The organism is Micromonospora sp. WMMD558 (genome assembly GCF_049315255.1).
Lineage (GTDB): Bacteria > Actinomycetota > Actinomycetes > Mycobacteriales > Micromonosporaceae > Micromonospora.
The window spans coordinates 5,418,818-5,430,523 of record NZ_CP186061.1; the positions used below are offsets into that span (position 1 = coordinate 5,418,818).

Below are 11,706 nucleotides of genomic sequence, written 5' to 3' on the forward strand. Positions count from 1 at the left end.
TCACCTGCCCTCCTGCTGCGGTGGTGCGGAGCCGGTGGCGGTCGGGGCCGCCTCCCCCCGCCCACGGATCTGCCTCATGGTCACCCGGATGCCGTGCCGCACCCGGGGCAACGTCAACAAGCCGACGCAACCGGCGGCCAGGACCGCCGCCGCCACCAGCAGGCCGGGAATGCCCCGGCCGCCGGCCAGCACCCCGACCGTCGCGGCGGCGCCCACCCCGGCGACGGTGGCCGCGGCGGCGCGCAGCATCGGCGCGTCGACCAGCGGCTGCCCGAACACGACACGGGCGCACGTCACCGCCGTCAGGTTCTCGGTGACGATGCCGGCGGCCCAGGCCGCCGCAGCGCCGGTGGCACCGTGGCCGGGAATCAGCACCAGACCGAGCGAGACGGTGACCAGCAGCCCGGCGACGGTGGCGGCGAGGTGCAGCTCGCTGCGGCCGCCCATCAGCAGCAGGCTCTGCACGTTGCCCACCCCGGTGTTCACCAGCATCGCCAGCGCGAGCACGGTCATCGCGGTGGCGCCGGCGGTGAAGCCGGACCCGAAGAGTTCCAGGAACGCCAGCCCGAACACGGCGAGCAGCAGGTAGACCGGCCAGGACAGCACCAGCCCCCAGGCGGTGAGCTGCCGGTGCACGGCGGCCGCCGCGTCCGGCCGGCCCGCGCCGAGCAGCCGGGACAGCTGCGGCGACACCGCCACCCGCAACCCCTGCATCGCCAGCTGGCCGGCGAGGATGTACCGGCCGACGGCGCCGAACACACCCGCCTCGCCCGCGCCGGCGAGGACCGACGTGAGCAGCACGCCGACCCACATGTTGCCGGCGTCGATGGCGGCCGACGCGGCGCGGGGCAGCGCGAAGCCCCAGAACGTCGACCAGTCCCGCCGCTCGGGCCGCAGCGCCGCCCCCCGGCCCACGCCGAGCGGGCCGGCGACCAGGGCCAGGCAGCTCAGCAGGGCGATCCCGGCCGGGACCAGCCAGGCGGACATGCCCGCCACCAGGCCGCCGCCGACGAGCACGGCCGCGCCGACGAGCGCCGGCCGGGCCACCGGCAGCAGGAAGAACTGCACCGACACGTACGCCCGGATCGGTCGTACGCAGCGCAGCGCGGCGAGCAGCAGCGTCATCAGCACCACCACCGGCACGGCGGCGAAGCTCGTCACGAGCAGCGCCGCCCCGGCCGCGCCACCGAGCACGCGGGGGGCGAGGGCGTCGGCGGCGAGCACACCGGTGACCGCCACGACGACCGCGACCACCAGCGGCGGCAGCAGTCCCACCGGCAGCAAGCGGGCGGCGTCGCCCCGGGGCCCGGTGCGCCGGCGCGGCAGCGCCCACATGAGGCCGGTCTCCGCGCCGAGGGTGCACACGGCGGTCGCCACCGTGACCACCCCGATCGCCGCGAAGATCGCGCCGGAGCCCGCGGTGCCGTAGCCGCGGGTGATGACGACGGCCAGCAGGAACCCGAACAGGCCGCTGGTGGCGGCACCGATCAGGCCGGCGAATCCGCTGCGCGCGCTGCGCCGGGTCTCCGCGTCGGCGCTCGGCGCGGCCGAGCCGGCCGTCGAGGACCGGACGGCGGCGGTCACGTGGTCACCGCCTGCGGACCGACGGGCAGGGTCGGCGCCGACGCCCGCCGTGCGGCCGCCTCCCGCTCGGTGAGCGCCATCGCGAACGCGACCGCGTAGAAGGCGACCGCCAGGTTCTGGTTCGCCATGCCGTAGAAGGGCATCTGCACCAGACACACCACCGGCACGATCGCGAGCCACTGCCCCGCCGGGGACGTGGCCCGGCCACAGACGAGGGCGGCCACGAGGAACCAGGCCACGAAGCACAGCAGGGCGGGGACGCCGTGGCTGAACAGCACCATCCACAGCTGCCCCTGGGTGCCGATCGGGGCTTCGGCCGAGACCGTGTCGACGTTGGCCGGCGCGCCGTACCCGAGCCACGGCGAGTCCCCCACGCGCCGCAGCACCTCGCTGTAGAGGGAGAGCCGGTCGGCGTTCGTGTCGCTGGACTCCACGCGGTTGCCGATCAGCTCGGCGACGGGGATGAACAGGGTGGCGATCCCGCCGGTCACCACCACGCCGACGATCGAGGCGGCGACCCGCATGTTGCCGCGCAGGCTGGCCCGCACGCCGAGCACGAGCAGACCCACGCCGAGGCTGAGGAACATCGCCCGGTTCAGGGTGAGGAAGGCCGGCGCCAGCGACAGCGGCAACGATCCGAGCACGGCCCACCGCAGCGCACCGCGCCGGCGGAGCATGGTGAACGCGACCACGCACGGCAGGGTCATCGCGTACGCGCTGCCGTAGTTGTTCGTGTACGCGTACGGCGCCGCCGGCCGGTAGATCGGGTTCAGCGATCGGACGCTGTACTCCGCGGTGGAGAGGTGGACCATGTCGTTGATGAACGGGTTACCGGCGATGCCGCCGGGCAGCAGCAGCTCCACCGGGGTGGTCAGGGCGAGCCGCGGCACGAGCACGCCCAGCCAGCCCAGCACCACCAGCCCGAACCAGAAGGCGCAGATCGGCACCAGTACCGCGCTCTGGTCGGCGCGTTCCCGGGCGACGGCGTAGACGTAGACGCCGACGACGAGCGCGGTGGCGTAGAACCCGAACCGCAGCCCGAACGTCAGCACCGAGGCGAACGCTTCGAGCTGCGTGGCGCTGACCAGGACGACCGCCAGGAACAGCAGCCAGATCCCGGCAGCCGGCGGCAGCGGCACCCGGCCCCGGACCAGCAGCAGCGCGAGCAGCAACGCGCCCAGCAGCGGCCAGCCCAGGTAGAACGCGCCGGCCAGCCACCAGAGCGGCACCAGGCCGAACATCATGGCCAGCGGCCAGATCGGCAACCGGGGCGGGGGTGGCGGGGGCGGGGGCGGCGGGAGGATCGGGAGGGGCCCGTCCCCGGCCGGCTCGCTGGTCGCCGGGGCACGGGTGACGGGCACCGTCAGCCCCGCCCGCTGCGGGTGAGCACGAACCCGAGGGGTGTCACGCCGGCGGCGCGCAGCCGCTCGGCCAACCGCCGCAGGTCGCCCTGCCGTGTCCGGTCCTGCTCGACCACCACCACCGCGGTGCCCTGCCGGCCCGCCGCCACACCGCGCTCGTCGGCCTCGGCCGGTGGGGCGTTGAACAGCACGGTGCCGGTGGCGGCCCGCTGCCGCCAGGTGCCGAAGCGGACCCCGCCGGCGCCCACGGGCACCTCGTCGGCGGCTTTCCTGACCTGGCTCTTGCCGCTGGCCGGCACGCCGGATGCGACCCGGGGCAGGGTCATGGTGGCGTCCGGGTCGGTGGACGGGCGGGGGGTGCCGGTCGGGTGCGGAGAGGGCCGGCGGACGGTGATCTGCTCGGTGATGTCGTCGACGCTGGCCGTCCCGCCCTCGCGGGGCTTGGGCACGGCCGGGCCGGCCGGATTGGCCGCCGCCGGCAGGCGTCCCAGGCCGGCCAGCACCTCGGTGCGCAGCCGCTCCAGGCGACCGCTGTCGTCGGCGACGTACACGTCCCGACCGGTGGCGGCGAGGGCCACCGCCAGCCCGGCGGTCATCGTGGTCTGGTCCTCCCGGGTGGTCAGCAGCGCCACCCGGGCCGGTTCGCGGACCCGCTCGGCGATCGCCATCGCCACGTACCGGATGTCGGCGTCCACCGCGTGCCGCGACCCGCGCAGGCCCCGGCTGCGGACCGTGCCGAGCAACGGCAGGCCGGTGGCGTCCCGCCCGTCGTCGACCGACCGGATCCGGCGGTCCACCGACTCCCACACGTACGCCAGCACGATGCCGAGCAGCGCACCGCCCAGCAGGCCGGCGATCAGGTAGAGCGGGCGGTTCCCGCCCGCGGCGACCAACGCCTTCTCGGCCTTGCGGGTGACCCAGCCGGGGTTGACGTCGACCGCCGCGATCTCGGTGCGGGCGGAGCTCAGCTGGGTGAGCTGGTTGTTGACCCCGGCCAGCTCGGCGACCGCCGCGTCCACCGCGCCCTCGCGGGCGCCGGCGATGCGCCGCTGGAGCGCCACCTGCTGGTCCTGCACCTTCTTGATGCTCTCGTCGTACGAGCGCAGCATGTCCTCCCGCTGCCGCTCGTACATGGCCCGCCGCACGTCGAGGTACGCCTGGGCGGCGAGGTTGACGCCCTCCACCGCCGCCTCCGGCGAGTTAGCGGTGTAGAGGAAGCGCAGGATCTGCCCACCGGTCGGCACCTCGACCTCGAGGGCGTCGCGCACGTCGCGCTGGTCCCGGCCGGTCGCGTCGACCAGCCGCTGCACCACGTCGGTGCCGGTGGCGATACCGCTCTCCACGTTCATGTTGACCGCCCGGTCGGCGGACGCCCCGCTGGGCGTGAACGCGTCGGTGACCACCGGACGGACCGCGACCACGGCGTTGGCCGTCACCGCGCTCGGGACGAGGAGCACGTAGCCGAGCGCGGCGAGCAGCCCGACCACGGCCACCCCCGCCACCAGGCGGATGCGGTGCAGCGGTACGCGCAGCAGGTCGATCAGGGTGACCGTGCGGCCTGGCGCTCCCCCGCCGCCCGGAGCGGCGTCGGCGGACCAGGAACCACCAGGAGCGTCAGTCATTGAACTTCTTCACTGTCTGTTGGGGGTTTCCGACGACCACGACGCGGGGCGGCACGTCCGTCCGCACCACCGTCGCGGCGCCCACGACACTGTCCCGGCCGATCCGGACGCCCTTCATCACCAGCGCGTGCGCGCCGATCCAGACGTTCTCCTCGACGACGATCGGCGCCCGCGAGGCCGGGGTGGGCGGATCGTGCCGCCGCTCGGGCGACAGGTTGTGGAAGTCGTTGTCGAGCAGTTCGCAGTCCGACAGCAGGCACCGGTCGCCGATGGTGACCGACGTCCACGTGCCGATCCAGGTGGCGTTCAGCAGGCAGTCGGCACCGACCCGGACCTCGCCCGGCCCGGCGAACCGGACCAGCTTGTTGAGCCGGGTCCGGTCACCGATGTGCACGCGCACGCCCCGGCGCAGCCGGATCCGCCCCCGGATCTCCACGTCCCGGCCGAGGGTCAGCCGGGGATAACGCGCCCGGTACCACCCGCGCTTCACCGCGAACACCGCCCGCACCGCGAGCCCACGGCGGATGCCGCCCAACGACCCCTCCCCACGTCTGGGGCCGGCGACGAGGATCCGCCGCCGGCCCAACGTGAACAACGTACCGATGTTCCGTTACGGACGGATGAGCGTCACTGTACGGAGAAGAACGTCCGCGGGGTAGACCAGGTCAGCTCGGCGCTCGCCGGGACGAGCACGGTGACCCCCGCGCCGTCGACCGCCGGTGCGGCCGTCGGGTCGAAGGGCACGCCGCGCAGCGTACCGTCGGTGCTCCCGTACACGATCTTGCCGCCGACCCAGGCCATGCCGCGCACCGCCGACCACGTCACGCCGGTGGTGGGCAGGACGAACTCGGTGGCGCCGAGGTAGTTCCCGTCGATCTCGAAGTACCGGTAGTAGAGGGCGTTCGCGCCGGTGCGGGTGTAGTAGAGCCGGCCGTTGAGGAAGAACGCCCCGGTCATGTTGGCGGCGTTGAACCAGTCGTTGTAGCCGGAGGCCTCCCACGGCACGCCGATGGCACCGCCGTTGAACATCGAGATGTCGATCCGGCTGCCGGTGGGCGTACCCGCCACCGTGTGCGACCAGTAGATCCGGTCGTTCACCCGCCAGGTCGCCCCGGCGCCGGTGTAGTTCGGCTGGCTGACCGTCGTCGGGGCGCCGACGTTCGTGCCGTCGAACGGAACCTTGGCCAGCTGACCCTCACCCGTGCCCAGGTAGAGGTTGCCGGTGGTGGCCGTCGGCGGGTTCTTCGGGGTGACGGTCCGTCCGCCGGTCAGCGGGAACATGCCGAGCCGGCCGTGGTACTCGCCGCCCATCCCGTCGGAGTTCTGCCCGAAGTACAGCCCGTCGCTGCCCCGCCACAGCACCGGCACCGTCGAACCCCAGTCGCTGGTCCCCGGGGGCATCGACGCGCTGCCGCTGCGGCGCGGGTTCCAGTTGACCGGCATGCCGGTCGCGGGGGTGACCGCGGCGATGCCGAGCCGGTCGACGGCACCGGCGCCCGCGCGGTCGCTCGCGTTGGGGTTGTTCAGCCAACGGAAGTGCCCGCCGAGGTAGATCACGTTGTCGGCGACCTCGACCGAGGTGATGGTGTCGTTGCCGGTGAAGTCGACCCAGGTGGCGAGCTGGCCACTGCCCCGGGCGGCGGTCTCGAACCGGACCAGCGCGTCGCAGTACGCGGCCGGCCAGCCACCGCCGCCGTTGGTGCCGACGACGAACCAGGTGCCGTCGCCGCCGAACTTCACGTCCTGCACATAGTGGATGAACGTCGCTGGCGCCGCGCACGGCGGAACGAACTTCTCGGTGCTCCAGTCGAGGACGGTCGGGGTGCCGGAGAGGTCGACCAGCGCCATCTGGTTGCGCGGCAGCTCGTTGACGTACATGAAGTTGCCGCCGACGACGAGGGTGTTCCCGTCCGGGCTGACGTCGATGGTCCACACGTACGGCGCCGTCGTGTGGCGGCCGACCGTCGCGTTGACGTTGAACGTCGGGTCGATCGCACCGGTGGTGGCGTTGAGCCGGCCGAGCCCACCGTGCGCGGTGCCGTTCAACCAGTTGAACGCGCCGGCGACGTAGAGCCAGTTGTCGTGCAGCACCAGGTCCCGTACGGTGCCGCCGTCCGAGCGGCCCACCCAGCTGTCGATGATCGCCCCGGTGGTCGGGTTGAGCGCCACCAGGTTCTTGCGCGACACGCCGTTGACGTTCTTGAACGCGCCACCGACGATCAGCGTGTTGTTCGGGCCGGCGATCAGCGTGTTGACGGCGCCGTCGAGCACCGGCAGGAAGGTCGTGGAGACCGTCCCGCTGCTGCGGTCGTACGCGAACAGGTAGCGCTGCGTGGTCCAGGCCGAGGTGGCGGTCTGGCGGATCTGCGTGAAGCTGCCACCCACGTACACCATCGAACCGACCTGCGCGAACGCGCGGGCCTCGCCGTCGCGCGCGTGCGGCGTGCTGTCGCCGGGGTTGGTCGACACCAGGGTCTGCGTCTCGGGCGCCGGTACCACGGCGGCGGAACTCGCCGACGGCACGGCCAACACGGCGGCGAGGGTCACCAGACCGATCGCGGCCGCGCGGATGCGGAATCCGGCAGAACGCCGAGAGAGCGAGACTTCGGGCACGCTGCGCCTCCAAGGTGGATGAGAACCCGCGTAGCGTGCCTCGCCGACCCTGCTTGGCGATATCCGCCGATTGGGCGGTCAGTGACCCCACGCGACGACGGCGAGCGTACCGGGTCGGATGTCCGACTCCCCTCCGGCCACCCCGCCGCCGCCGCGCGGTCGACCCGCCGTCAGCTACCCGGCGTCGGTTGGCGCAGGTAGCTGTCGCGACCGGCCCGGGCGAACCCGGCCAGGGCGGACGACTCGTGGTTCATCGTCATGTCGCAGGTGCTCGTCCGCGTCGTCATGCCGGCGGAGTTGAAGTAGATCGCCGCCTTGATCTTCGGGTGCGCCTTGAGCGCGGCGGGGAACTCCTCGAACCAGCGCCGCTTGGCGTCCGGATCGGCCGAGTTGAAGTTCGTGCCGAACTCGGCGAGCATCCGCGGCTTGCCCGCGCCGATGCCGTTCTGGTCGAGCCAGCGGTAGAAGCTGCCGATGGTGGTCGACGGGCTCTTCCAGACGGTGCTGCCGTTGCAGACGTGGAAGTTGTACGGGTCCCAGGCGACCCAGTCCACGTAACGGTCACCCGGGTACAGGCCGGCGTACCGGCTGTAGTGGCCGGACCAGCCCATCATCGTCCACACCCAGACCGCGTTGTGGGCGCCGGCGGCGACCACCCGGTCGTGCACGTACCGCCACGCACGCACGAAGTCGGCGTCGCTGCCCTTGGCCGGCTCGTCCTCCGGCTCGTGGTCGAAGCCCAGGAACACCGGCACGCCGGTGGCCCGGATCCGGCCGGCGACCGCGTCGATCGTCGCGTCGTGCCGGCCGCTGTAGACGTCCTTCCAGGTGAGCACCGCACCCGAGGAGAAGATCCGGGACTCCCAGGCGAAGAACATCAGCCGGCCCTCGCGCATCTGCTGCTGCTCGTACGCGTCCGGGAAGGCCCCGTTGCTGCCGTGGTTGGAGAAGTCGTGGTAGCGGTGCACGATGTCGAACCGGCGCCCGACCTGCGCCTCGACGTCGGCGACGGCCCGGCCGTGGTCCCAGGTGGCCGGGTTCGCCGGCGAGTACATCCCCCACCAGGCGCCGCAGGAGGGCACCAGCTTCGACGAGACCTGCCCGCAGCCGCCGGGGCGCGGCGACGGCGTCAGGGTCGGGCTCGGCGCCGGACGGCTCGGGCTGGCGCTCGGCGACGGCGGCGGCGCGGGCGGGGTGGTCGGCGCCGTCGTGCGGCTCGGCGAGGGTGCGGCGCTGCTCGGCGCCGGGGTCGGCCGGCTGCCGACGTCGTAGCGGAGCACGAGTCGGGGGCGCAGGTCGGGGTTGCGGTTCTCCGACGACGCCCAGTAGATGCGGCTCTCCAGCCCCGTCTGCGCCAGCGACACGGTGACCGTGCCGTTGCCGGTCACCACCTTCGACACGTCCCACTCGTTGAAGCCGGGCTGGACCCCGTCCACCGTGTCGAGGACGGCGCCCACCGGCGCCGGCGCGGGCCGCGCCAGGCGAGCGTCCACGGTGGACGCGTGGGCGGTGACGCTGGCGGCGAACTTCTGCCAGGCGTGCACCCGCAGCGTGGCCCGGATGTTGACGGCGTTCGCCGGCAGGGTCGTCACCGCGAACTGGACGACCGCCTCGCGGGTGCCGCGGGGGTTGGCGTCGCAGCGCGCCGGGCAGGTCGCGAGGGTGGTCTTGGCACCGTTGTCGCCGTCCTGCGACACGAAGGTGGCCGTGGTGTCCGCCACCGCCCGCACGGACATGTCGTCGGCCGCCAGCAGCGGCATCACCCCGGCCACCAGCCCGCCGACCACCGCCGCGGCGGTCACGCCCAGCAGCGCCGCCTTACGCCGCGGGCCGTGGTGCCGGGTCAGTCGGTGCACTCCGCGCCTGCCCAAGGAAACTCCCTGTGTCTGCTGTGTTGACTCTCGGCAGCGTAACGATGGCCGCCACCCGGCGTGGGCACGACAGCGGGACCTAAGCGGGTCTTAACCGTCGCCTAAGGATTCCCGGTACACCCACAGGGGACGGTCCCGCCCACCCCTGCGGTCAGTCGCCCCGCGCACCGGCCAGGGCGGCGGCCATCGCCGCGCGGGGCGCCGGCACGCCGGTGAACTGCTCGAACTGGCCGACCGCCTGGGCGAGCAGCAGGTCGAGGCCGGAGACGATCCGGCAGCCGGCGGCCCGCGCGGCGGCCGCCAGGGGCGTCGGCCAGGGGTCGTAGAGGGCGTCGAAGAACACGGTGGCCGGTCGCCACGCCACCGACCCGGCGAGCGGGTCGGCGACGCCCTTCGGCACGGTCGAGATCACCACGTCGGCGGTGGCCTGCCCGGCTGCGTCGTCCCACGGCGCGCCGGCGAGCGGCACGCCGACCGCCCCGGCCACCGGCCGCAGGTCGTCGACCGCCTGCACGCGCCGGGCCACCACGGTCACCGCTCGCGCCCGCAACCGCGCCGCCGCCGCGACCGCCGCCCGGGCGGTGCCACCGGCGCCGAGCACCGTCACCGTGGCGTCGGGCCGTACCCCGGCCCCGGTCAGCACCTCCACCATGCCGGCGACGTCGGTGTTGTCCGCGTACCAGGTGCCGTCCGGACGCCGTACCAGCGTGTTGGCGGCGCCGACGGCGGTCGCGACGGGCGACGCGGCCGCCGCCAGCGCGAGCGCCGCCTCCTTGCCCGGCATGGTCACCGACAGCCCCGCCCACTCCGGGCCCAGCCCGGCGACCAGGGCCGGCAGCTCCGCCTCCGCGCACTCCAACCGGGTGTACGACCAGCCGGCCAGGCCGGCCGCCGCGTACCCGGCGTTGTGGATCACCGGGGAGAGCGAGTGCGCGATCGGCTTGCCGACCACCGCCGCCCGTCGCGCGACCGCCATCAGATGATCCCGGCCTCCCGGGCCTTGGCCTCGTTGCGCAACTGCTCCTCGTAGGTCTCGGCGAACGCGGAGTGGCCCTCCTTGTCGATCGCCACGAAGAACAGCCAGTTGCCCTTGGGCGGGTTCATCGCTCCGGCCAGCGCGTCCTTGCCCGGGTTGTTGATCGGGCCGGGGATCATGCCCCGCAGCTTGCGGTTGTACGGGTTCTTCGGGTTGTTCAGCTCGGCCGCGGTCATGTCCTTGGACGCCTTGGTCGGCTGCCCGGTCAGCTCCAGGTAGTAGTTGACCGTGACGTCCATCTCCAGGCAGCCGCAGTCGAAGTTGCCCTTGTACACCCGGTTGTAGGCGACCCGGGCGACCTTGCCGAGGTCGTCCTTGTTGCCGGCCTCCGCCTGCGCGAGCGACGCCACGATCAGCGCCTCGTACGGGCTGACGCCGCCCAGGCCCTTCTGTACCTTGTCGGCGAACTGGAGCTCACCGGTGACGGTGACGAAGTTCTCCACCATCAGCTTGAGGATCGACTCGGCGGTCGCGTTCGGCGGGATCTCGTACGTGTCCGGGTAGAGGAAACCCTCGATCGACTTCGCCGCCTTCTTGTCGTCGCCGCGGTTGAACCACCAGTTCGGGACGCCGAGCGCGACGGGGTCCTTCGCCGCCGCCTCGAACTCCTTGACCGGGATCTTGGTCTTCTCGGAGAGCAGCTTGTAGATGTTCTTGGCGGAGCGCCCCTCCGGGATGGTGACCCCGTTCACGACGCGGTTCTTCAGGTCGAGCATCGCCGCGACGGCGCTCTCGCCGCTCATCTGCTTGCGCAGCTTGTACAGGCCCGGCTGAATGTTGGTGCTGCGGGCGTTCTCCTCCGCCGCCTCGACGAACGCCTTGGTGCTCTTGACGACCCCCGCGTCGTAGAGCGCCACCGCCATGTCCGAGATGAGGGCGCCCTGCTTGATCTCGACGGTCACCTCGCCGGTGCCGCCGCCCTCGTAGTCCGGAGTGACGAAGTAGCTCTGGATCCGGTCGAAGCCGTAGAAGGCACCGCCGCCGACACCGCCGAGCAGGACCAGGGCCAGCAGCAGGGCCAGGACGGTCTTGCCGCGCCCGCCGCCGGAGCCGTTCTTGCGCTTGCGGACGTAGCCGCGCCGATGCCGGCCCTTCTCCCCCCGTTCCTGCTCATCGAACCCGAGCTCCAGATCGTCGATCATCCTGTCCGCCTCCGCTGCGCGTCCAGCCAGCTCTGCAGAATCTCCACCGCGGCGGCCTGGTCGACCACCGCGCGTTGTCGTCGTCCCCGGACGCCACGCTCGGCAAGCCTACGACTAGCCACGACGGTGGACATCCTCTCGTCGGTGAGCGTTACCGGCACGGGCGCTATTACATCGGCCAGACGGTCAGCGTACGCCCTCGCGTGGACGGCGGCCGGACCCTGCTGTCCGGCGAGGGTGACCGGAAGGCCGACCACCACCTCCACCGCCTCGTGCTCCGCGACCAGCGCCGCCAGCTCGGCGACGTCGCTCGGGACCGTGTCGGGAGCCGCCGTCCGGTCGCGGGCCAGCGTGACCAGCGGGGTGGCCAACACCCCGTGCGGGTCCGACCGGGCCACCCCCACCCGGACCTGCCCGACGTCCACACCGAGCCGCACTCCCCGAGACAGTTCAGTCACGGACGGTCACCCCTCGGCG

The 11,706-nt window shown here is 73.0% G+C and carries 9 protein-coding genes; all 9 read right to left on the reverse strand.

Annotated elements, in window-relative coordinates:
• Complete coding sequence (locus ACN26Y_RS25835) at positions 1-1,584, reverse strand: lipopolysaccharide biosynthesis protein (protein ID WP_155332751.1); 1,584 nt, start codon at positions 1,582-1,584, stop codon at positions 1-3.
• A complete protein-coding gene (locus ACN26Y_RS25840) occupies positions 1,581-2,945 on the reverse strand; it encodes an O-antigen ligase family protein (protein WP_155332752.1) in 1,365 nt (454 codons plus the stop codon). Before ACN26Y_RS25840 ends, ACN26Y_RS25835 begins: the two co-directional genes overlap by 4 nt.
• 2 nt (positions 2,946-2,947) lie before the next feature.
• On the reverse strand, positions 2,948-4,567 hold the full coding sequence (locus tag ACN26Y_RS25845) for a lipopolysaccharide biosynthesis protein (RefSeq protein WP_366603292.1): 1,620 nt from the start codon (positions 4,565-4,567) through the stop codon (positions 2,948-2,950).
• Positions 4,560-5,102: an acyltransferase gene (locus tag ACN26Y_RS25850; protein ID WP_155332754.1), complete on the reverse strand. Its 543-nt coding sequence runs from the start codon at positions 5,100-5,102 to the stop codon at positions 4,560-4,562. Before ACN26Y_RS25850 ends, ACN26Y_RS25845 begins: the two co-directional genes overlap by 8 nt.
• 92 nt (positions 5,103-5,194) lie before the next feature.
• Positions 5,195-7,123: a hypothetical protein gene (locus tag ACN26Y_RS25855; protein WP_422734969.1), complete on the reverse strand. Its 1,929-nt coding sequence runs from the start codon at positions 7,121-7,123 to the stop codon at positions 5,195-5,197.
• A gap of 227 nt (positions 7,124-7,350) precedes the next feature.
• A complete protein-coding gene (locus tag ACN26Y_RS25860) occupies positions 7,351-9,051 on the reverse strand; it encodes a DUF7594 domain-containing protein (protein WP_155332755.1) in 1,701 nt (566 codons plus the stop codon).
• A 151-nt stretch (positions 9,052-9,202) separates the two neighbouring features.
• The gene (locus tag ACN26Y_RS25865; RefSeq protein WP_422733662.1) at positions 9,203-10,027 is read right to left on the reverse strand and encodes a shikimate dehydrogenase; all 825 of its coding nucleotides are present in this window, start codon (positions 10,025-10,027) and stop codon (positions 9,203-9,205) included.
• Positions 10,027-11,229 carry an endolytic transglycosylase MltG gene (mltG, locus tag ACN26Y_RS25870; protein ID WP_155332757.1) on the reverse strand — a complete coding sequence of 401 codons (1,203 nt, stop codon included), beginning with the start codon at positions 11,227-11,229 and terminating at the stop codon, positions 10,027-10,029. The genes ACN26Y_RS25865 and mltG overlap by 1 nt, the downstream gene beginning before the upstream one ends.
• Positions 11,226-11,687 carry a Holliday junction resolvase RuvX gene (ruvX, locus tag ACN26Y_RS25875; RefSeq protein WP_155332758.1) on the reverse strand — a complete coding sequence of 154 codons (462 nt, stop codon included), beginning with the start codon at positions 11,685-11,687 and terminating at the stop codon, positions 11,226-11,228. The genes mltG and ruvX overlap by 4 nt, the downstream gene beginning before the upstream one ends.
• Positions 11,688-11,706 lie beyond the last annotated feature (19 nt).